Annotated in this window: 19 protein-coding genes and 1 tRNA gene; 15 read left to right on the plus strand and 5 right to left on the minus strand. The window is 61.4% G+C overall.

The window, feature by feature from the left end; genetic code table 11:
• Positions 1 to 8: 8 nt before the first annotated feature.
• The 5 genes from QTJ18_RS22720 (at position 9) to QTJ18_RS22740 (ending at position 6,569) form a co-directional block, all read left to right on the plus strand.
• Positions 9 to 659 carry an isochorismatase family protein gene (locus QTJ18_RS22720; RefSeq protein ID WP_252753558.1) on the plus strand — a complete coding sequence of 217 codons (651 nt, stop codon included), beginning with the start codon at positions 9 to 11 and terminating at the stop codon, positions 657 to 659.
• Positions 656 to 913 carry a phosphopantetheine-binding protein gene (locus tag QTJ18_RS22725; RefSeq protein WP_252753557.1) on the plus strand — a complete coding sequence of 86 codons (258 nt, stop codon included), beginning with the start codon at positions 656 to 658 and terminating at the stop codon, positions 911 to 913. The genes QTJ18_RS22720 and QTJ18_RS22725 overlap by 4 nt, the downstream gene beginning before the upstream one ends.
• Positions 910 to 4,869 carry an amino acid adenylation domain-containing protein gene (locus QTJ18_RS22730; protein WP_252753556.1) on the plus strand — a complete coding sequence of 1,320 codons (3,960 nt, stop codon included), beginning with the start codon at positions 910 to 912 and terminating at the stop codon, positions 4,867 to 4,869. Before QTJ18_RS22725 ends, QTJ18_RS22730 begins: the two co-directional genes overlap by 4 nt.
• Positions 4,866 to 5,627, plus strand: coding sequence for a 2,3-dihydro-2,3-dihydroxybenzoate dehydrogenase (locus QTJ18_RS22735; RefSeq protein ID WP_252753555.1), 762 nt, complete (start codon positions 4,866 to 4,868; stop codon positions 5,625 to 5,627). The genes QTJ18_RS22730 and QTJ18_RS22735 overlap by 4 nt, the downstream gene beginning before the upstream one ends.
• A gap of 129 nt (positions 5,628 to 5,756) precedes the next feature.
• The gene (locus QTJ18_RS22740; RefSeq protein ID WP_252753554.1) at positions 5,757 to 6,569 is read left to right on the plus strand and encodes an alpha/beta hydrolase; all 813 of its coding nucleotides are present in this window, start codon (positions 5,757 to 5,759) and stop codon (positions 6,567 to 6,569) included.
• A gap of 357 nt (positions 6,570 to 6,926) precedes the next feature.
• On the opposite strand, the gene QTJ18_RS22745 is transcribed toward QTJ18_RS22740, so the two are convergent.
• Positions 6,927 to 7,016, minus strand: a tRNA-Ser gene (locus QTJ18_RS22745).
• Between the two features lie 204 nt (positions 7,017 to 7,220).
• Here QTJ18_RS22745 and QTJ18_RS22750 point away from each other — a divergent pair.
• The 10 genes from QTJ18_RS22750 (at position 7,221) to deoA (ending at position 17,092) form a co-directional block, all read left to right on the plus strand.
• Positions 7,221 to 7,535, plus strand: a complete 315-nt coding sequence (locus QTJ18_RS22750; RefSeq protein ID WP_252753553.1) for a hypothetical protein — start codon at positions 7,221 to 7,223, stop codon at positions 7,533 to 7,535.
• A gap of 58 nt (positions 7,536 to 7,593) precedes the next feature.
• Complete coding sequence (gene msrA, locus QTJ18_RS22755; RefSeq protein ID WP_252753552.1) at positions 7,594 to 8,247, plus strand: peptide-methionine (S)-S-oxide reductase MsrA; 654 nt, start codon at positions 7,594 to 7,596, stop codon at positions 8,245 to 8,247.
• Between the two features lie 267 nt (positions 8,248 to 8,514).
• Entirely contained in the window at positions 8,515 to 9,507 is a 993-nt protein-coding gene (locus QTJ18_RS22760) for a BMP family lipoprotein (protein WP_252753551.1), read from the plus strand.
• Between the two features lie 290 nt (positions 9,508 to 9,797).
• Positions 9,798 to 11,309: an ABC transporter ATP-binding protein gene (locus QTJ18_RS22765; protein ID WP_252753550.1), complete on the plus strand. Its 1,512-nt coding sequence runs from the start codon at positions 9,798 to 9,800 to the stop codon at positions 11,307 to 11,309.
• A gap of 13 nt (positions 11,310 to 11,322) precedes the next feature.
• On the plus strand, positions 11,323 to 12,426 hold the full coding sequence (locus QTJ18_RS22770) for an ABC transporter permease (RefSeq protein WP_252753549.1): 1,104 nt from the start codon (positions 11,323 to 11,325) through the stop codon (positions 12,424 to 12,426).
• Positions 12,427 to 12,436: 10 nt separating this feature from the next.
• Positions 12,437 to 13,408, plus strand: a complete 972-nt coding sequence (locus QTJ18_RS22775; RefSeq protein WP_252753548.1) for an ABC transporter permease — start codon at positions 12,437 to 12,439, stop codon at positions 13,406 to 13,408.
• A gap of 5 nt (positions 13,409 to 13,413) precedes the next feature.
• Positions 13,414 to 13,806: a cytidine deaminase gene (locus tag QTJ18_RS22780; RefSeq protein WP_252753547.1), complete on the plus strand. Its 393-nt coding sequence runs from the start codon at positions 13,414 to 13,416 to the stop codon at positions 13,804 to 13,806.
• Complete coding sequence (locus QTJ18_RS22785) at positions 13,803 to 14,606, plus strand: purine-nucleoside phosphorylase (protein ID WP_252753546.1); 804 nt, start codon at positions 13,803 to 13,805, stop codon at positions 14,604 to 14,606. Before QTJ18_RS22780 ends, QTJ18_RS22785 begins: the two co-directional genes overlap by 4 nt.
• Before the next feature lie 398 nt (positions 14,607 to 15,004).
• Positions 15,005 to 15,775: a deoxyribose-phosphate aldolase gene (deoC, locus tag QTJ18_RS22790; RefSeq protein ID WP_252753545.1), complete on the plus strand. Its 771-nt coding sequence runs from the start codon at positions 15,005 to 15,007 to the stop codon at positions 15,773 to 15,775.
• Positions 15,776 to 15,781: 6 nt separating this feature from the next.
• Positions 15,782 to 17,092, plus strand: a complete 1,311-nt coding sequence (gene deoA, locus QTJ18_RS22795) for a thymidine phosphorylase (protein WP_252753544.1) — start codon at positions 15,782 to 15,784, stop codon at positions 17,090 to 17,092.
• A gap of 52 nt (positions 17,093 to 17,144) precedes the next feature.
• Here deoA and QTJ18_RS22800 read toward each other — a convergent pair whose 3' ends face one another.
• From QTJ18_RS22800 to QTJ18_RS22815, 4 genes are all read right to left on the minus strand, one after another.
• Positions 17,145 to 17,678 (minus strand): retropepsin-like aspartic protease family protein, encoded by a 534-nt coding sequence (locus QTJ18_RS22800; RefSeq protein ID WP_252753543.1) that lies wholly within the window; start codon positions 17,676 to 17,678, stop codon positions 17,145 to 17,147.
• 112 nt (positions 17,679 to 17,790) lie between these two features.
• Positions 17,791 to 18,420, minus strand: a complete 630-nt coding sequence (gene upp / locus QTJ18_RS22805; protein ID WP_252753542.1) for a uracil phosphoribosyltransferase — start codon at positions 18,418 to 18,420, stop codon at positions 17,791 to 17,793.
• A gap of 70 nt (positions 18,421 to 18,490) precedes the next feature.
• A complete protein-coding gene (locus QTJ18_RS22810; protein WP_252753541.1) occupies positions 18,491 to 19,498 on the minus strand; it encodes an adenosine deaminase in 1,008 nt (335 codons plus the stop codon).
• A complete protein-coding gene (locus tag QTJ18_RS22815) occupies positions 19,495 to 20,715 on the minus strand; it encodes a phosphopentomutase (protein ID WP_252753540.1) in 1,221 nt (406 codons plus the stop codon). Before QTJ18_RS22815 ends, QTJ18_RS22810 begins: the two co-directional genes overlap by 4 nt.
• Positions 20,716 to 20,746: the final 31 nt, after the last annotated feature.

A 20,746-nucleotide genomic window follows, 5' to 3' on the forward strand; every position in this document is an offset into this window, starting at 1 on the left:
GGCTTGAAATGGGATTGCCGAAAATCGCCCGCTACGACCTTCCCTCCCTTGCCGAAATACCGGCCGCGCGTGCCAATTGGGATTTCGATCCCGGCCGTGCGGCGCTGCTGATCCATGACATGCAAAACTATTTCGTGGCTGCCTTCGAAGCGGAAGCGTCGCCGATTGCCCCTGTCGTCGCCAATATCGTAAGGCTCAAAGCTGCTGCGCGGTCCGCGGGCATGCCCGTCTTCTACACGGCGCAGAATGGCAATCAGGACCTCAGGGACCGCGGCCTGCAGGCCGATCTCTGGGGGCCGGGCATGACCAATGCGCCGGAGCACCAGCATATCATTGAGCCCTTGAGTCCGTTGGCTGACGATGTTGTTCTCGTCAAACACCGCTACAGCGCCTTCCAGATGAGCAACCTCGCGCACCTGATGCGGGTCAGGGGACGCGACCAGATCGTCATCTGCGGCATCTACGCGCATATCGGCTGCCTGATGACGGCAGGAGAGGCGTTCCAGCGCGATATAAAGCCGTTTCTCGCGGTCGAGGCGGTGGCCGATTTCTCGCGAGAGCGGCACGATATGGCGCTAGATTATGTCGCGGCCGCATGCGGCATTCCTCTGAGTGTCGAGACGCTTTTGCGGGCGATGGAAGCAAGGGTGGCCGTATGACGATGCCTCTCAGCCTCGACCGGATGCGCGCCGACATCGCGACGATGATCCTTGTCGAACCTGACGAGATCAGCGAGGACGACAACTTGCTGGATCTCGGACTGGACTCGATGCGGGCCATGAATCTCGTGCTACTCTGGCAAACGCGCGGGGTGTCCCTCGACTTCTCTGAATTGGCCTCGCGCCCAACGCTGGGTGGCTGGTGGCAGATTGCCAGGCAGCGGATGGCAGCGACGGCGGAGGCCGGATCATGACAGTGCCGCCCCCTCTGAAAGCCTCCTCCGACCGGCTGGCGCGTCGTCTTCCGTTGACCGAGGCGCAAAAGGGCATCTGGTTTGCTCAAAGCATCGATCCCAGCAACCCCGTCTTCAACACCGGGCACTATGTCGAGATCGAGGGCAGGCTTGATGTGCCGGCCCTCGAAAATGCTGTGCGCCGCGTTGCGATGGAAGCCGTCAGCCTGTCCGTCCACATCCCGGACAAATGCGAGCAGGTGGTGGAAGAGCGCAATCGGCCACTGCTGCGTATGGAAGATCTTTCAGGTCAGGATGATCCGCATAGCGCGGCTCTCGCAGCAATCCAGGCAGACATGCGTACACCCGTTGATATGGCCGAGGGTCCGCTGGCCCGACAGGTCCTCTACAGGCTCGGGGCCGATCGTTTCCTCTGGTATCAGCGCATGCATCATGTCATCACCGACGGCTTCGCCACAGGGCTGGTCACACAACGTATCGCAGAACTTTACAACGCTGCAGTCGCGCATGAGCCGACCGGCGCACCATTGGCCGATCTCGATGTCGCCGTGGGCGAGAAGGGTGGTTGCAAATGGCGCGAGCGCGACGCCGCCTACTGGCGCGATGCCTTGCAGTGCCTGCCGGAGGCCATGGGTCTGAAGCCGGGCACGGCGCGCAGCGGACCATCCTACGATCACAGCGAACGGGAGCTTCCGGGCGAGGTTTGCGACAAATTGCTGCAACTGAGCCTTGCGGAGAAACTGTCGTGGCCCGACATAGTGACGGCGCTGGCCGGCGCCTATGTCGCTCGCCATCTTCGGCGTGACGAGGTCGTGATCGGTGTCCCATTTATGGGTCGTTTCGGCTCTTCGGCGGCGCGTGTTCCAACCATTCTGATGAATATTTTGCCGCTTCGCCTCACGGTTGATGAGGATGTTGCGCTTGTCGACTGGCTTCGTCAGGCATCAGGTCGCATGGCCCGGGATCGCCGGCACGGGCCCTATCGCGCAGAGCAGATGCGTCGCGATCTCGGCCTGCTTGGGGGGCAAAAGCGGCTTTACGGTCCCCTCGTCAATATCCTGCCATTTGATGCGCCGCCACGGCTTGCCGGGCTGAAGACAAAGCTGGTGATCCTCGGAACCGGTCCTGTGGACGACATCACCTTCAGCGTCCGCGGAGATTTCGCGGCTCGGCGTCTCAAACTGGAAGTCGACGCCAATACAAGTCTTTATGACGCTGGCGAGGTCGAAGGCCATGCCGAACGACTTGCGGCCTTTCTTGGTGCCGCAGTCGAGGCGGCGCTTGCAGGTGGCCCGCTGCGCAATGTGGAGTCCGTCACGCGCGAGGAGCGTTTTTGGCTCACCGAAAGCCTGAACGATACGGCGCATCCGGTCACGCAAAAGTCGCTGACACAATTGCTGGAAGATAGTTTTGCATCATTCTCCGACAGACAGGCTTTGCGCTTTGGCGGCCATTCCCTCACATATGCCGAGCTGGATTGCCGCACGGCGGCACTAGCCGAATGGCTGGCCCGGCGCGGCGCCGGACGGGACGCTATCGTGGCAGTCACGCTGCCACGGTCGATCGAACTTGTCGTTGCGCTGATCGCGATCTTGCGCGCAGGCGCAGGCTATATGCCGCTTGATCTCAATCATCCGAAGGAGCGTCTGGAGAGAATTCTTGCGTCCTCGCGCCCACGCGTCGTCCTTGGCGTGGATGAAGACTTCCGGCTCGCTGGGTCTGCGGACGTGTTCCCGCCCTCGGCGTGGCCGGCGGAGCCCCTTGGCGAGACACTGCCGGAAACCGCCGGCGACAGCGCGGCCTATGTGATCTACACATCGGGCTCAACCGGCGAGCCAAAGGGTGTCGTGGTGGAACACACCGCTATCGTCAACCGGCTTGAGTGGATGCGCCAGCACTATGGCTTCGGCCCTGACGACGTGATCCTGCAAAAGACACCGATGACCTTCGACGTATCGGTCTGGGAGTTCTTTCTGTCTTTCCTGTCCGGCGGCTGCCTGGTCGTCGCACCGCCTGATGCACACAAGGATCCGCGGACAATCGCTAAGCTGATCCGCGACGAGGGGATCACGACGGTCCATTTCGTTCCCTCCATGCTGTCGGCTTTTCTCGCCGAGCCCGAGACGCGCGGACTTTCGATCAAACGGGTCTTCTGCAGCGGCGAGGAGCTCACCGCCGATCTGCGAAACCGCTTCCACGAACGGGTAACGGCGGCGTTGCACAATCTTTATGGTCCGACGGAGGCCGCGGTCGATGTGACCTTTTGGCCCGCCGGGGCAGACGATCACGCCCGCCCGGTTCCGATCGGTCATCCCGTCTGGAACACCCGTCTCTACATTCTGGACGAACGGATGCGATTAGTGCCGACAGGCGTCGAGGGGCAACTCTATCTCGCGGGTGTTCAGCTGGCGCGTGAATATCTCGGACAGCCTGCGCTGACAGCGGAGCGCTTCGTCGCAAACCCCTTCAAACCCGGTGAACGCATGTATCGGACCGGCGATCTCGCGCGCGTTCGTTCCGACGGCGCAATTGTCTATCTCGGACGGTCAGATCATCAGATCAAGCTTCGCGGTCTACGGATCGAGCTTGGTGAAATCGAAACGGCGATTCTTGCTCATCCGGCGGTCACGCAGACTGTGGTGATCGTGCAGCAGGATTCGGCAGGCGAAAGACGGCTTGTCGCTTATGTGACCCTTGAAGAGGGACGGACACAGCAGGGACTGGTGGCGGACATTCTGGCGCAGGCCGGGAAAATCCTCCCCGATTACATGCTGCCTGCGGCGATCGTCATCCTCGATGCCTTGCCCGTCAATGCCAATGGAAAGCTCGATCGCAAGCTCTTGCCGGCGCCGGTATTTGCCGGAGGCCGAGGCCGGAACCCGGCGACGGAGCATGAGAAGCTGGTCGCCATGCTGTTTGAGCGGGTGCTCAAGGCACATGGACCGCTCCAGGTCGAGGACGATTTTTTCGATCTCGGCGGGCATTCGCTTCTGGCGGTGGAGCTGATGCTGCATCTGCGTGAGATCACCGGCCATGAACCGGGCATCGGCGTGTTGTTCGAGCATTCTACTATCGGCAGACTTGCCTTGTATCTGGACCGGCATCTGGATTATGGGCCAGCGGGCGCCTGGGCGGGGCTCCAGCCGATGATCAAACTCAGTGCGGCCGAGGGCGACAAGTCTCCTGTCTTCATGCTTCATCCCGCCGGAGGACTTTCCTGGTGCTATAACGGGCTTGCGCGCGCGCTCGGCGCCGATCGGCCCGCCTGGGGCGTTCAGGCGCTTGCGCTCGATCCACACGCCGAGGCGCCGCAAAGCCTCGACGACATGGCGTTGGACTACGCGCGGCGCATCGGCTTCATCGCCAGGCAAACGACGATCCATCTCCTTGGATGGTCTGTCGGCGGCATTCTGGCGCAGACCGTGGCCGTACATCTGGAGGAGAGGGGGCATGCGGTGGGTCTTGTCGCCCTGCTCGATGCTTATCCCTGCGATTGCTGGCGCCATGAGCCGGATCCTGGGCCGGGCGCCGCGCTCAAGGCCCTGCTTGCAATCGGTGGCCACGACCCCGATGCTTTGCCGGATCTGCCACTGACCCGCGAGTCCGTCACGGCTTTTTTGGCTGAAAGCGGAAGCCCGCTTGGCAAGCTGCCAGCGGCCGCCCTCGACGGCATGGCTCGTGTTGTTGCTCTTAACAATCGCTTCGTGCGCAACCACCATCACCGGCGTTACAACGGTCCGGTTCTGCATTTCAGGGCGGCGAAGGACCATGCCGACGAGGCCATGGGGCTTCGGCCGGAGCGCTGGCGGCCCCATGTCGGCTCCCTCGATGTATACGATATTCCCGTTGTTCATGCGCAAATGACGGGGGCGGAAGCAATATCGCACATTGCGACGAGGTTGAAGGCAGCACTTCTTGATCATGAAATGTCTGCGAAAACAGGACACGGGTTATGAGTGAATTCCAAGGCAAGACGGCGTTTCTGACGGGCGCCGCGGGCGGAATCGGCCTTGCCATCGTCAAGACGCTTCTAGCCGAGGGCGCGAAAGTTTTCGCGACTGACGTTTCGGTTGAGAGGCTCGATGAGCTTGCCTGCGACAATCTTCATATTTGCTCACTCGATGTAACGAGAAGCGCTGATGTTGACCGCGTCATCGATGACATCGCAGCGCAATGCGACGGCATCGACTTTGGTGTCTGTATTGCGGGCGTTCTTGTCAATGCCGCGGTGGTGGACACAAGCGATGCGGAATGGGAGCGTGCCTTTGCCGTTAACACAACAGGCGTCTTTCATGTGGCGCGCGCGTTGGCGCGCCACATGGTGTCGCGCTGTAGAGGTAGCATCGTGACAGTGAGTTCCAACGCTGCGGGCATCCCGCGCAAGACGATGGCAGCTTACGCCGCTTCGAAAGCAGCATCGACTATGTTCACCCGCTGTCTCGGCCTGGAGCTGGCTGAATATGGCATTCGCTGCAACATCGTTGCACCCGGCTCAACACTAACCCCCATGCAGACAGGCATGTGGAGTGATGCCAGCGGTGGGGAGCAGGTGATCAAAGGCTCCCTCGAGAACTATAAGACAGGCATACCTCTACGCAAACTTGCGACTCCAGAGGATGTCGCTCATTCGGTCCTCTTCCTGCTGTCGGATAAGGCAGGGCACATCACCATGGCGGACATATACGTCGATGGAGGCGCGGCACTTCATGCTTGACGGAGTCAGGAGGAAGCAAGCGGGACCAGAATGATGAGCAACAAGGCACTGCAGCACATGGCAACGGGGAAGCCAGGTCTGCGATCGGTCGCAATGCCGAACTGTCAGCAGTTCATATTGCGATCTTCGGTGACCGGCACAGATTATGAGATCTTCATCTATAGTCCCGACGATGCGCCGCCTGCCTCAGGCTTTCCCGCAATCTACGTCCTCGATGGAAATTCGGACTTCATTACCGTTGCCGAGACCGTCCGGCGGGTGTCCCGGCGGGCGAATGCAACGGGGATTGTTCCGTCGATCGTCGTCGGCATCGGCTATCCCAATACCAACGCCTATAATATCGACCGCCGCTATTGCGACTTCACACGTGGTCCGGCTGATCCGAGCGTCCATCCTGACAAGGCGAGCGAAGCTTGCGGAGGCCAGGCGGTCTTTATCCGTTTCCTCAAAGATGAATTGCTGCCACATATTCAGACTTGGCTCGGCGCGGATCCGGCATCTCGCGTCCTTTTTGGCCATTCGCTTGCCGGATATCTCGTTCTGGATCTGCTGGCGCAGCATCCTGACCTCTTCAATGGCTATGTCAGTTTCAGTCCTTCGGTCTGGTGGGACAGGCTTGGCCTCTCCCGCATGCTGGCCTCTGCGCCATCCGTCACGCGGTCGATCCGGCTTTACACGGCGGTTGGACGCTGGGAGCAGGAACTGGCGCCTTGGCAGGCCGTTGAGATCTTTGGAGACCGATATCATGAGATCCGCAGGATCAGACGCATGATCGACAATGCAAGTGAGATAACAAGCGAAGTTGCCAAGGTTTTTGGGCTGCACGCAAAGGTGCAATTTGAAGTCGGCGATGATGAAGACCATGCGACGATTTTGACGGCGTCCCTATGCCGCGCGCTGCGCTTCGTCGGCGCAGGATTTACCGCTGAACGGCAAACGTAACGGTTTCTTGTCCGTGACCGCGTCGTGGAAGAGGCGCGGCAAGTATTGCAGCACCGGTGCCGAATCGCCGACCCGGCCGCATTAGAGGTCAAAGCCGCCTGCGGGTTAGCCGTTCCCCAATCGAGACACTCGACCGCATACGTGTTTCCGTGAACGCGTGAGCCCCGCCCGCTGATGCCGGCGGGGCTTTAGGCATTGGCGCGCAGCTTGAGATCATCCTTCTGGCTGCTTTGTCTCGGCCGGGCATCGTGAGTTGGAACCGGCTTGGTGCATTCGGATGAGTCCGAACAGCAATCCGGGACGCGACCTATTATCAATGATGAAATTGGTGAAAAATCAGCGCGTTACGCGAACGGATGGCGGACAGAGAGGGATTCGAACCCTCGATACGCTTTCACGTATACACGCGTTCCAGGCGTGCGCCTTCAACCACTCGGCCACCTGTCCTTGATCCAAGGGCTGCAACGCGTTTTCGGCGAAGCAGCGGTCGGGGCGGATATATACCGATGAATTTTTTCCAATCAACCGGAATCTGAAACTTTTGTGACCTATTCCGAAACCGCCCGTTTGCCCTTAAGCTCACGGCCTGCCACAAGCCCGGTATCGAAAGCCGCGGCTGCGCGGTGAACGGCTCGTCAGGGAGGCAAGGCCATGATCTTCCTTTTTCGCTTTCTCAGCCTCCTGGCGCTTTCGGCCGCCATCGTGGCCGGCGCCCTGGACGCCATCCTGTCCGTCTCCTCGACTACGGTGGTCCTGACCTCGTTCGCCGAGGACTGGCGCGCCATCAATCCCGCTGGCCTGCCTCTGGTACAGGCCTTTGTCGAGCACTATATTCATCCACAAGCGTGGCGCCGGGGCGTCGAGGTCGTCATTGATCTCCCCGCCTCTGCCGTTTTGCTCGGTTTCTCGCTCATCTTCTGGATGATCGGATATCGAAGGCCCAAACCGGCATATCTGATGAACTGACCATCGCCGCACACGAAGGCGCCAGCCGGATGAAGAGCGGGATGAGGAGGCAGCTGAGATGTTTTTGATCGACATGTTCAACAAGAAGACCGTCATGCCGACCGCGGATGCGGCTTTGCCGGGGCGCTCGGAACCGCTTCCCACGGCGGAGCATCATTTCGTCAATGGCCGACCGCTGAAGGGACCTTATCCGGATCATCTTCACGTCGCCTATTTCGGCATGGGATGTTTCTGGGGCGCGGAACGGCTCTTCTGGACTATTGCGGGTGTCTGGGTCACCGCCGTCGGCTACCAGGGCGGATTGACGCCCAACCCCACCTATAACGAGACGACGACCGGCATGACCGGCCATGCGGAAGTGGTGAAGGTGGTGTTCGATCCGTCGATCGTCAGCTACGAGACGCTGTTGAAGACCTTCTTCGAGCAGCATGATCCGACGCAGGGCATGCGCCAGGGCAATGATGTGGGGACCACCTATCGCTCCACCCTCTATACGACGACGCCCGATCAGCTGGAAAAGGCAAAGGCCGCACGCGATGCCTTCCAGAAGGCACTGGATGCCGCCGGCCGCAAGGCGCGCATCACCACAGATATCGAACCTGCCGCGGAATTCTATTACGCGGAAGATTATCATCAGCAGTATCTGGCAAAGAATCCCGGCGGCTATTGCGGCCTGCGCGGCACCGGCGTGAGCTGCCCGATCGGAAGCTGATGGGGCCGTGTCTGCCCGGACAGCGGATGTTTGCCCTCCGGCTCCGGTTCATGCCTGATCTGACCTGAGGCAAGGCCCGCCCCTGTGGCGGGCCTTGCCATGTCCGCTATTCGATTTTGCTACTGCGAAAAATTTCTGGTGAATTTCGTCCGCAGCCATGCAAGGATGACGTCTGGCCAGGCATAATGGGAACGACTGGCACCGCAGAATGGCCCGGAACGGGCGTGCGGGGGGACCCAAGACGAATAGCAAAAACAGGGCTGCACGATGAAGAAATCCTTTTTGACACTCTTTGCCACTCTGGCACTCTCCACCACGGCTCTGGCTGCGGATGTCAAGCCGGCCCTGGTCTATGGCACGGGCGGCAAATTCGACAAATCCTTCAACGAGGCGGCCTATCAGGGTGCTGAGAAGTTCAAGCAGGAAACCGGCACCGATTACCGCGACTTCGAACCCACCAGCGATACGCAGGGCGAGCAGGCGATCCGCAACTTCGCCTCGCGCGGCTTCAATCCGGTCGTCGCCGTCTCCTTCGCCTGGACATCGGCCATGGAAAAGGTCGCAGCCGAATTCCCCGATACGAAATTCGTGATCGTCGATTCGGTCGTTGAACTGCCGAATGTCCGTTCGGTCGTCTACAAGGAAGAAGAGGGCTCCTATCTCGTCGGCGTGCTCGCAGGCATGGCCTCGAAAACCCACAAGGTCGGCTTCATCGGCGGCATGGACATCCCGCTGATCCGCAAATTCGCCTGCGGCTACGCGCAAGGGGCCAAGGCGGCCGATGCCAAGATCGAAGTTCTCCAGAACATGACCGGCACGACCGGTGCAGCCTGGAACGATCCCGTTCGCGGCGGCGAATTGACCAAGAACCAGATCGACCAGGGCGCGGATGTCATCTATGCGGCAGCCGGCGCAACCGGCCTTGGCGTTCTGCAGACCGCGGCGGATAACAAGAAGCTCTCCATCGGCGTCGATTCCAACCAGAACCACCTGCATCCGGGCTCCGTCCTGACCTCGATGGTCAAGCGCGTCGATCTGGCCGTCTACAACGCCTACAAGGATACGGCTGCCGATACGTTCACGGCCGGCATCCAGGCCAATGGCGTCAAGGAAGACGGTGTTGGCTATGCGGTGGACGAGAACAACGAGAAGCTGATCACGCCCGAAATGAAGGCCGCCGTCGAAAAGGCCAAGGCAGACATCGTCTCGGGTGCCGTCAACGTGCATGACTACATGTCGGACAATAGCTGCCCGATGTAATGCAATGGGAGGGCGTATGGCGCATCGCGGCATACGCCCTCTCCATGTCCGGGTTCATGTCCGGGTTCATGTCCGGCTTGCGGCATGTGGTCTGATTTCGATATTTGCTGCCGTCGCCGCACCCTGGAGGGCCAATGTCGAAATCTCCAAGGCGACTGAGCAAGACGACAGATCAAGACCAATAGGAACTCCACGATTTTAGGGGGATCACCGAATTTGACACGGGACTGGAGCGTTCGCCGCCAAGGGTATCAGATGTCGAATTCAGTCCACTCGGAAAGGCAAGGCGTGTGAGCCAGCATCCCGCTATCGAACTGGTGGGCATCGACAAAAGCTTCGGTGCCGTTCACGCCAACAAGAATATCAATCTCACGATCCACAAGGGTACGATCCACGGCATCATCGGCGAGAACGGGGCCGGGAAATCCACCCTGATGTCTATCCTCTACGGTTTCTACCAGGCCGACCGCGGCGAGATCCGCGTCGATGGCAGCCCGCTTGCCATCCGCGACAGCCAGGCGGCCATTGCCGCCGGTATCGGCATGGTTCATCAGCACTTCATGCTGGTGGAGAATTTTACGGTTCTGGAAAACATCATGCTCGGCGCCGAAGGCGGCCAGATGCTGTCGAAAGGCGTCGCCGAGGCCCGGATCGAATTGAAACGGCTGGAGACGGAATATGGGCTGGATGTCGATCCCGACGCGGTGATCGAGGAACTGCCCGTTGGCCGCCAGCAAAGGGTCGAGATTTTGAAGGCGCTCTATCGCAGGGCCGACATCCTCATTCTGGACGAGCCGACCGGTGTGCTGACCCCGGCGGAAGCGGACCATCTGTTCAAGGTGCTGCGGGTTCTGCGCGACCAGGGCAAGACGGTCATCCTCATCACCCACAAATTGCGGGAAATCATGGCAATCACCGATGAGGTCTCCGTCATGCGCCGCGGCGAGATGGTGGCAACCCGCAGGACCGCCGATACCAGTGTCGAGGAACTGGCCGAACTGATGGTCGGGCGGCGGGTACTGCTGCGGGTCGAAAAGGGCGAGGCCAATCCGGGTAAGGTCCTGCTTTCGGTGCAGAATCTGACGGTCAAGGATGCACGCGGCGTGACCATGGTCGACAATGTCTCCTTCGAGGTTCGCGAGGGCGAGATCGTCGGCATTGCCGGCGTGGCCGGCAACGGCCAGTCGGAATTGCTGGAGGCAATTGCCGGCATTCGCAAGCCGGCCTCCGGCCGGATCATGATCGATGGCAAGCCGATCGAAGGCGCCGATCCTGCGCGCCTGCGGGAACTCGGCCTTGCCCATATCCCGGAAGACCGCCACCATATGGGGCTGGTGCTGAAATTCGAAGAATATGAGAATGCGGTTCTCGGCTATCACCGCGATCCGCGCTACGGCAAGGGGAGTCTGCTCGACCTCAAGGCGATCCAGGCGGATGCCGAGGAAAAGATCCAGAAATACGATATCCGCCCGCCCAATCCGCGTTTGAAGACCGCCAATTTTTCCGGCGGCAATCAGCAGAAGATCGTCGTTGCGCGCGAGATCGAGCGCGATCCCAAAGTGCTGATCATCGGCCAGCCGACGCGCGGCGTGGATATCGGGGCGATCGAATTCATTCACCGGCGCATTGTCGACATGCGGGATGCCAAGAAGGCCGTCCTGCTGATCTCCGTCGAACTGGATGAAATCCGTTCGCTGTCCGATCGCATCCTGGTGATGTTTGCCGGGCGCGTCGTCGGCGAAAAGGCCCCCGACACGGCCGAGCAGACGCTGGGCCTGATGATGGCAGGCATCGCCGCATGAGGACCAATCGTTCATGAGCACCGCTTCCGTTCCACTTCCGAACTGGATCACCTACGGCCTGATACCGCTTCTCAACCTGCTCGTTGCCTTTTTCATTTCCGGGCTTGTCGTGTGGTGGATCGGCGAAAACCCGCTCCAGGCCCTGAGGCTACTCATAGAAGGCTCGCTCGGCCGCGGCGATGCGATCGGCTTCACGCTGTTCTATACAACGAGCTTCATCTTCACCGGCCTTTCGGTTGCCGTCGCCTTCCATGCCGGTCTGTTCAATATCGGCTCCGAGGGTCAGGCCTATCTCGGCGGTCTCGGCGCGGCGCTGGTGGCGCTCACGCTCGATCGCTACGTGCCGTGGTATGTGACCATGCCCTTTGCGGTCATCGGCGCGGCCTTTTTCGGCGCCGCCTGGGCCTTTATCCCGGCCTGGCTGCAGGCCAAGCGCGGCAGCCACATCGTCATCACCACCATCATGTTCAATTTCATCGGCGCGGCGCTGATGGTCTATCTCCTGGTGAATGTGCTGATCGTGCCCGGCAAGATGGCGCCGGAAACGCGGACCTTCCTGCCCGGCGGCCAATTGCCGAAGCTCGACTGGCTGATGGCTCTCTTCGGCCTGAAGCTCGGACCCGCGCCTTTCAACGTTTCCTTCCTGATCGCGCTGATCATGGCCTTCCTCGTCTGGGCGCTGATCTGGCGCACCAAGCTCGGCTACGAAATGCGCACGCTCGGCATCAGCCCGTCCGCCGCCGTCTATGCTGGCATTCCCTATGCCCGGACCGTCATCATCGCCATGCTGATCTCCGGCGGCCTTGCCGGCATGATGGCGCTGAACCCGGTAATGGGCGCCTCAGCCCGCCTGCAGGTGGAATTTGTCGGCGGCGCAGGCTTTGTCGGCATCGCCGTGTCGCTGATGGGCCGCAGCCACCCGCTGGGCATCGTACTGGCGGCCTTCCTCTTCGGCATCCTCTACCAGGGCGGGGCCGACCTGTCCTTCGAGATGCCGAACATCACGCGCGAAATGATCGTGGTGATCCAGGGCCTGGTGATCCTGTTTGCCGGGGCGCTCGAATATATGTTCCGTCCTGCTATGGTGCTCCTGTACCAGCGCTTCAAACGGGCGTGAGGGGAGAGACATGGACCTTTTCGACATTATCGTCAGCATCCTCGGCTCCACCATCCGGCTTTCCATTCCGCTGCTGTTCACCGCGCTGGCAGGCCTCTTCACGGAGCGGGCCGGCATTTTCGACATAGGCCTGGAAGGCAAGATGCTGTCGGCAGCCTTCGCGTCCGCCTGCGTCGCCTATGTGACGGGCGATGCCTGGCTCGGCCTGCTGGGCGGCATCGCGGTCTCCATTCTGTTCTCGCTGATCCACGGCTTTGCCTCGATCACCAATCGCGGCAACCAGATCGTCTCAGGCGTCGCGCTGAATTTCGTCGCGGCCGGTCTGACCGTGGTTCTGGGACAGGCCTGGTTCGGACAGGGTGGCAGAACCCCGCAGATTTCCGGAGAGGCCCGCTTCTCGCCGATCACGCTGCCCTTCGCCGATGCCGTGCGGGATGTCCCCGTTCTCGGGCCACTCTATGCCAATGTGATCTCGGGCAATAATATTCTCACCTACCTGGCCTTCGCCGCGGTTCCCATCACCTGGTGGGTTCTGTTCCGCACCCGCTTCGGTCTTCGCCTGCGCGCCGTCGGCGAAAACCCCGGTGCCGTGGATACGGCCGGCATTTCGGTCACCTGGCTGCGATACCGCGCGGTGATCGTGGCCGGCTTCCTGTGTGGCTTCGCCGGCGCCTATCTGGCCATTGCCCAGTCGGCGGCCTTCATCAAGGATATGTCTGCGGGGAAGGGCTATATCGCGCTCGCCGCCCTGATCTTTGCAAAGTGGAAGCCCGTCCCGGTCATGTATGCCTGCCTGCTCTTCGGCTTCCTGGATGCCTTTGCGAATTTCATGCAGGGCAAGGCGGTTCCGGGCATAGGCGAGGTGCCCGTGCAGATCTTCCAGGCTCTGCCCTATATCCTGACCTGCGTCCTTCTGGCGGGTTTCATCGGAGTTGCGCGACCGCCCAAGGCCGGCGGCGTGCCCTATACCAAGGAGCGATAGTCGCCATGTCTGAGGACCTGTTCAAGGCCGCCCGCTCGGCCATGGAACGCGCTTATGCGCCCTATTCCAAATTCCCCGTCGGCGCAGCCATTCGCGCCGAGGACGGGCAGATCTATGTCGGCGCCAATATCGAAAACCTGTCCTTCCCGCAGGGCTGGTGCGCCGAACCGACGGCGATCGGCAATATGATCATGGGTGGCGGCAGGCGGATCGTCGAAATGGCGGTGATTGCGGAAAAGCTGAGCTGTTGTCCGCCCTGCGGCGGTTGCCGGCAGAAGATTGCCGAATTCGCCGACCGCCATACCCGTGTCTATCTGTGCGACGAAGCGGGCGTGCAGAAAACGCTGACTATGGACGAACTCCTTCCGCTTGCCTTCCAGACGGATGTGATCGGATGAGATCGGTCATCGATCTTCTCGTCGATCGTCTGGACGGCTTGATGCCGCGCCATGCCATCGTGCTCGGCTCCGGCCTCGGCCCCCTGGTTGCCGCGGTCGAGGATCCGGTCCGCATCGCCTATAGCGAACTGCCGGGCTTTCCGATGAGCGGCGTCACCGGCCATGCCGGCGAACTTGTGGCGGGACGGCTGGGGCGACATCCGGTCATCATGCTGTCGGGTCGGGCGCATTACTACGAGCATGGTGACGCGGCAGCCATGCGGTTTCCCATAGAAGTGCTGCACGGGATCGGCGTTCAGTCGCTGATCCTGACCAATTCCGCCGGCTCGCTGCGGGCGGATATGCCGCCGGGATCGGTGATGCAGATTTCGGACCACATCAACTATTCCGGCATGAATCCCCTGATCGGCGAAAGCGGCGATCGCCGGTTCGTCGGCCTCACCACGGCCTATGATGCCGATCTGGCGCTTGCCATCCGCAATGCTGCCGAGCGGACGGGCCGCATGCTGTATCGGGGCGTTTATATGTGGTTCTCCGGACCGAGTTTCGAGACGCCGGCGGAAATCCGCATGGCGCGAACGCTCGGGGCGGATGCGGTCGGCATGTCGACAGTGCCGGAGGTGATCCTCGCCCGCTATGTCGGGTTGAAGGTTGCCTCCTGTTCCGTCATCACCAATTTCGGTGCCGGAATGACGGGCATCGAACAATCGCATGACGAGACCAAGGAAATGGCACCGCGGGGCGGGGAGGTTCTGGCAGCAATCCTCAAGGACCTGTTCGCCCAGGACCACCTGACCTGAACAAGCCCGCACACACTCCGGCCTGGACGGTTACGCCCCTTCGTCTTCGCAGCCTCAGGCCTCGAAGCCTCAGGCTTCGAAGATCGCCCTGCCGGAAATGCCGCTGACCCTGTGTCATGTCCCTGTCGTGGCGTGACTCTATGTCCAGGGGCGCGGCTGTTTTTGACATTTGCGCGCGTTTGCAGCACCCTCGCCAGCAGATGCCGCAACGGCAAAGCTGGAGTATCGGGCGAAAAAGGGGAATCCGGTTCCGACGCTATAGGCAGACCGGTTCTTGTTGTGGACGTTTGTTCTGAACCAAGGCCTGATTGCCAAGGTCGCCGCAACCGGATCTCGAAGGCGCGGCCAATCCATTGGAGACGAAGTTGGACACTCCGACCAAACCGGGAGGTAACACCATGGAACTGAAAAATCCGCGGGAAGTGGCGACGCTTGCCCTGTCTCTTCTGGATCTGACGAACCTGCGCGATGATTGTGACGCCCAGGCCATTGCCGCGCTCTGCGAGCGGGCGCGGACCCCGTTCGGAACAACGGCTGCCATCTGCATCTGGCCGCGTTTCGTGGCGCAGGCACGTGGCCTGCTCGGTGCGGCGAATGCGATTCGCATCGCGACCGTCGTCAATTTCCCCTCGGGCGATTTGTCTTTGGCAGCAGTGGTGCAGGAGACGGAGCAGGCTGTCGCGGACGGCGCGGACGAGATCGATCTGGTCATGCCCTACAAGGCCTTCCTGGCGGGTGACGAGGCGGCTGTCTCGACCATGGTCTCTGCCGTACGCGCCGCGTGCCCCGATGCCTGCCTGAAGGTCATTCTGGAAACCGGCGAGATCAAGGATAGCGGGACGGTGCGCCGGGCGTCCGAGCTTGCCATCGCTGCCGGCGCCGACTTCATCAAAACATCGACCGGCAAGGTCGCCGTCAATGCCACACTGGAGGCGGCAGACATCATGCTGCGCGTGATCCGTGACAGCCGCAAGAAGGTCGGCTTCAAGCCTGCCGGCGGCATTTCGACGGTTTCGGAGGCGGAGCTTTATCTGCGCCTTGCCGAAACCATCATGGGCCCGGATTGGCTGATGCCGTCCACCTTCCGGTTCGGCGCCTCCAGCCTGTTGGATGATATCGTGGCCGTAATCAGCGGCACCACCCCGTCCAGAGCCTCGACAGGATACTGAACCCCGATGATCCCGCAGGAAATCATTCGCCGCAAGCGCGACGGCATAGCCCTGTCCACCGAAGACATCCGCGCCTTTATCGAGGCCATGACTGCCGAACGCGTGTCGGAGGGACAGGTGGCGGCGCTCGCTATGGCCATTTATTTCCAGGGCATGAGCCGGGAGGAGACCATCGCACTCACCCTTGCCATGCGCGATAGCGGCGATGTGCTGTCTTGGCAGGATATAGGGCGGCCGATCTGCGACAAGCACTCCACCGGCGGCGTCGGTGACAATGTCTCGCTCATGCTGGCGCCCATCGTGGCCGCCTGCGGCCTTGCCGTTCCAATGATATCCGGCCGCGGTCTCGGCCATACCGGAGGCACGCTCGACAAGCTCTCCGCCATACCGGGCTATCAGATCATGCCGGGCGAAGACCTGTTCCGCCGAACCGTCCGCGAGGTCGGCTGCGCCATTATCGGCCAGACCGGCGATCTCGCACCGGCGGACAAACGTCTCTACGCTATTCGGGATGTCACGGCGACGGTCGAATCCATTCCGTTGATCACGGCCTCCATCCTGTCGAAGAAACTGGCGGCAGGCCTGGAGACGCTGGTTCTCGATGTGAAATTCGGCAATGGCGCCTTTATGCAGCGGCAGGCGGATGCGCAGGATCTGGCCACCTCCCTGGTGGAGGTGGCCAAGGGCGCCGGTCTGCGCACCTCGGCTCTCTTGACGGATATGAACGAGCCGCTGGCGGATGCCGCCGGCAATGCGCTGGAGGTTCAGCACTGCCTGGACCTTCTGCAGGGGAGGAAAGGCGGCACGCGCGCCGAATCCGCGACGCTGGCGCTGGCGGCCGAAATGCTGCTCCAGTCGGGTCTGGTCGATAGCATCGAAACGGGGCGGGAGAGGGCCCGCGATGCCTTGCTGTCCGGGCGTGCGCTGGAGGTGTTTTCGCGTATGGTCGAGGCGCTTGGCGGCCCGGCGGATTTTGTACGCAACGCGGCTGATTACCTGCCGCGCGCTCCTTACGTAACGGCGGTGGCTGCGCCGCAATCCGGCTACCTGCAGAGCTGCGACACCCGAGGCCTTGGCCTTGCGGTGGTGGAGCTTGGCGGCGGTCGCAGGCTGGCGAGCGACGATATCGATCCGCGTGTCGGCCTCGACCGGATCCTGCCGCTCGGAACGCGGGTGGAGAACGGCCAGCCGATCGCCTTTGTCCACGCCGCCGAAAGGCAAGCGGGGGAGCAGGTGGCAAAGCGCGTTGCCGCGCTGTACCAGATCGGCGACACGGCGCCGGCGGATCGTCCGGTCGTGCTGACGCGCATTGCCTGAAAGCGCGGCAGGCGCCGGCCGGTTCAGCGCATGAACACCCGGGCCGAATGGGTCATCGGGTGAGATAGAGCTTGTCGCCTTCGACCCTGAAGGATGACAAGCGCTTGAGAAAGCTCATGCCGACCAGGGTCCCGGACAAAGACGTATCCTTGAGCACCGCGGCTTCGACCTTGGAGACGCGGATCCCGTCGATCTCGACACGATCCAGAAGGATCAAGGCATATTTCGCCTCGCCGTTCGCCGTCCTCGACGTGAAGCGGTAGTCCAGGCTGTTGGCCGTGTAGCCAAGGCGCCGAGCCAGGGATTCGTTGATGGCAACGGCGGTCGCACCCGTATCGATCATGCCCTCGACCGGCTTCCCGTTAAACCGGAAGGTGCTGACAAAGTGGCCGCGCGGATCGACGGGAAGAACAATGGTCGCGCCGCCGTCCGTCGGGCTGCTCGGGGGTGTCCCGCCTGCTTTACCGGCGGGACGGGCATCGGTATCCGCGACGACCGGCTGTTCGACATTCGTCAGGCCCAGCAGCGCCGGGATCTGTGAGGCCAATGCGGCAACGAACATGGTCAGCAGCAGCAAGCGCAGCATGAAATCGGATCCCTGTCACAAAGAGAAAGCCGATCCTAGGCGCGAATCCTGAACGGGAGATGCGCAAAATCCCGCTCAGCCGGCGCGACCTGCAAACTGTGTGAAGAAATCCTTACTTCGTGCCATACATCCGGTCGCCCGCATCGCCCAGGCCGGGCACGATGTAACCCTTTTCGTTCAGGTGATCATCGATCGAGGCCGTGAAGACCGGCACGTCCGGATGGGCTTCGCGGAAATTCTTGATCCCTTCCGGCGCGGCGAGCAGGCAGAGGAAGCGGATATTGGCGGCGCCACGCTCCTTCAGCTTGTCGACGGCGGCGATGGAGGAATTGCCGGTTGCCAGCATCGGGTCGACGATGATGATCAGGCGCTCGGACAGGTTTTCCGGTGCCTTGAAGTAATATTCCACCGCCTGCAGCGTCTCGTGATCGCGATAAACGCCGATATGCGAAACCCTCGCCGCCGGCACGAGCTCCAGCATGCCTTCCAGCAACCCGTTCCCGGCCCGCAGGATCGAGGCGAAGACCAGTTTCTTACCCTCCAGAATGGGCGATTGCATGGTCGTCAGCGGCGTCTCGATCGTTTCCATCGTCAATTCGAGGTCGCGCGTCACCTCGTAGCAGAGCAGGGTCGAAATCTCTCTGAGCAGGCGCCGGAAGCTGGATGTCGACGTTTCCTTCCGACGCATAATCGTCAGTTTGTGCTGCACCAGCGGATGATCGATAACGGTGACGCCGTCCATGGAAACCTTCCTTCGTTCTTCTTCGGTCTATTTCATCTGTTTTGCTAAAAAAGCACCGTCCCGCAAGCGCTCACGAGACATGTGCATCATCATTTCCCGCCAGATGCGCATCAAATCGCGTCAGAAGCGAGGTTCGCGTCTCTTCATCGACGAAGGCGGCTTCCAGTGCGGTGCGTGTCATCGCATCGATCTGGCTGCGTGTCATGCCCAGTTCCGTCGCGGCCAGGTCATATTCGCGCTGCAGCGATGTATTGAAAAACGGCGGATCGTCCGAATTGATGCAGACCCGGATGCCGGCCGCCATCAAGTGCGGCAAGGGATGCTGCGCGAAGCCGGCAAACACTTTCAGGGCGATGTTCGAGCCGGGGCAGACCTCCAGCACGATGCCTTCCACCGAAAGCCGGCGAAGAAGCTCAGGATCCTCGATCGACCGGACGCCATGGCCAATTCGCGAGGGTCGAACGAGATCGAGAGCGTCGCGCACGCTTGATGCCCCGCAGACTTCGCCCGCATGGATGGTCAGTCCCAGTCCGGCATCGCGGGCAATGTCGAAGGCGCGGGCGTAATCTGCCACGCGCCCCATGCGCTCCTCGCCTGCCATGTTGAAGCCCGTAACAAGAGGATTGTGGCTGCGGGCGGCATAGTCGGCCGCGGCGATCACCCGCTCAGGCCCGAAATGGCGCTCTCCGGTGACGATGATGCGGGCTTCGATGCCGGTCTTCGACCGCGCCGAAAGGATGCCATCCGTGATCCCGGCAAGATAGGCATCGGCGCCGAGGCCGATACGGTCGCCATGGTCGGGAGAGACGATGATCTCGCTGTAGATCGTGCCGATCTCTGCCAGGTCCAGAAGATAAGTTTCCGTCAGGACCGCATAATCCTCCTCCTTGCGGAAGAGCGAGGCAATCCTGTCATAGCACCGGATGAAGTCCGCGAAATCGCGCCAGACATAGCTGTCGCCCTGGATGACGTCGCTCACGTCGATCCCGTATTTCTCCGCCTGACGACGGCTGAGCGATGGCGGAGCGGCGCCTTCGATGTGGCAATGGATTTCGGCTTTCAGCAGTTTTTGGGTCACAGGAAACTCCGACCATGGGTGCCGGGGGCAATTCCGAGATAAGCGGCAAGGCTCTCGCCAATATCGGCAAAGCTGTCCCTGATGCCGATATTGCGGGCCGGCAGGCCGCGGCCATAGGCCAGGATGGGGACACGCTCGCGCGTGTGATCGGTTCCGCGCCAGGTGGGATCGCAACCATGATCGGCCGTCAGCAGCAGCAGGTCGCCCGGCTTCATCTTGCCATGCACCTCGCTGAGCCGACGGTCGAAGGCCTCGAGGGCCGCAGCATAGCCGGCCACATCCCGGCGATGGCCGTAAAGCATGTCGAAATCGACGAAATTGGTGAAGACGAGATCGCCGTCCTCAGCGTCATCCATGGCCGTCAGCGTGGCATCCATCAAGGCCTCGTTGCCATTGGCCTTGATCACACGCGAAACGCCCCGATGGGCGAAGATATCGCCAATCTTGCCGACAGCGTGAACCTTGCGGCCAGCCTCGACGAGGCGATCAAGCAGCGTCGGCTCGGGCGGAGGCACGGAAAAATCGCGGCGATGCCCCGTCCGCTCGAAGCTCTCTGCGCTCTCGCCGACAAAGGGCCTGGCGATGACGCGGCCGATATTCAACGGGTCGACCAGCCTGCGGACCGTCTGGCAAAGTGTCATCAGCCGGTCCAGTCCGAAATGCTGCTCATGGGCGGCAATCTGGAAGACGGAATCGGTCGAGGTGTAGCAGATGGGCTTGCCGGATCTCACATGCTCTTCGCCAAGGCGGGCGATGATGTCGGTGCCGGAGGCATGACAATTTCCCAAGATACCCGGAAGCTCCGCCTCGCGACAGATGGCCTCGACCAGGTCGGCGGGAAAGGCATCGCCCTCCTTGGGAAAGTAGCCCCAGTCGAAGCTGACCGGCGTGCCGGCAATCTCCCAATGGCCGGAAGGCGTGTCCTTTCCTAAAGAGACCTCGCTTGCTGCCCCGTGAATGCCGAAAAGCTGGTCAGGGACAGGCATGGCAAGGGGCCATTCGCCGCTCGCCTGATGCGCGACATGCAGGAGACCGAGCGCCGACATGTTCGGCAGGCGCAGCGGGCCCTGGCGAAGGCCCTCCCGGTCTGCGGCGCCGGCAGCGCAGAATTCAGCAATATGCCCAAGCGTGTTCGCGCCGAGATCGTCATAGCGCTCCGCATCCCGGGCGCCGCCAATGCCGAAGGAGTCAAGTACGAAGAGAAAGGCGCGCGCCATTGATCACCTTGTCAGCCCTGGGCCACGAGTG

It is taken from the genome of Rhizobium sp. SSA_523 (assembly GCF_030435705.1).
GTDB lineage: Bacteria > Pseudomonadota > Alphaproteobacteria > Rhizobiales > Rhizobiaceae > Neorhizobium.

What these genes read in the sequence shown, in the direction of transcription:
- QTJ18_RS22720 (WP_252753558.1), top strand. Translation starts at nt 9, where the DNA reads ATGGGATTGCCGAAAATCGCCCGCTACGACCTTCCCTCCCTTGCCGAA.
- QTJ18_RS22725 (WP_252753557.1), top strand. Translation starts at nt 656, where the DNA reads ATGACGATGCCTCTCAGCCTCGACCGGATGCGCGCCGACATCGCGACG.
- QTJ18_RS22730 (WP_252753556.1), top strand. Translation starts at nt 910, where the DNA reads ATGACAGTGCCGCCCCCTCTGAAAGCCTCCTCCGACCGGCTGGCGCGT.
- QTJ18_RS22735 (WP_252753555.1), top strand. Translation starts at nt 4,866, where the DNA reads ATGAGTGAATTCCAAGGCAAGACGGCGTTTCTGACGGGCGCCGCGGGC.
- QTJ18_RS22750 (WP_252753553.1), top strand. Translation starts at nt 7,221, where the DNA reads ATGATCTTCCTTTTTCGCTTTCTCAGCCTCCTGGCGCTTTCGGCCGCC.
- msrA (WP_252753552.1), top strand. Translation starts at nt 7,594, where the DNA reads ATGTTTTTGATCGACATGTTCAACAAGAAGACCGTCATGCCGACCGCG.
- QTJ18_RS22760 (WP_252753551.1), top strand. Translation starts at nt 8,515, where the DNA reads ATGAAGAAATCCTTTTTGACACTCTTTGCCACTCTGGCACTCTCCACC.
- QTJ18_RS22770 (WP_252753549.1), top strand. Translation starts at nt 11,323, where the DNA reads ATGAGCACCGCTTCCGTTCCACTTCCGAACTGGATCACCTACGGCCTG.
- QTJ18_RS22775 (WP_252753548.1), top strand. Translation starts at nt 12,437, where the DNA reads ATGGACCTTTTCGACATTATCGTCAGCATCCTCGGCTCCACCATCCGG.
- QTJ18_RS22780 (WP_252753547.1), top strand. Translation starts at nt 13,414, where the DNA reads ATGTCTGAGGACCTGTTCAAGGCCGCCCGCTCGGCCATGGAACGCGCT.
- QTJ18_RS22785 (WP_252753546.1), top strand. Translation starts at nt 13,803, where the DNA reads ATGAGATCGGTCATCGATCTTCTCGTCGATCGTCTGGACGGCTTGATG.
- deoC (WP_252753545.1), top strand. Translation starts at nt 15,005, where the DNA reads ATGGAACTGAAAAATCCGCGGGAAGTGGCGACGCTTGCCCTGTCTCTT.
- deoA (WP_252753544.1), top strand. Translation starts at nt 15,782, where the DNA reads ATGATCCCGCAGGAAATCATTCGCCGCAAGCGCGACGGCATAGCCCTG.
- QTJ18_RS22800 (WP_252753543.1), bottom strand. Translation starts at nt 17,678, where the DNA reads ATGCTGCGCTTGCTGCTGCTGACCATGTTCGTTGCCGCATTGGCCTCA.
- upp (WP_252753542.1), bottom strand. Translation starts at nt 18,420, where the DNA reads ATGGACGGCGTCACCGTTATCGATCATCCGCTGGTGCAGCACAAACTG.
- QTJ18_RS22815 (WP_252753540.1), bottom strand. Translation starts at nt 20,715, where the DNA reads ATGGCGCGCGCCTTTCTCTTCGTACTTGACTCCTTCGGCATTGGCGGC.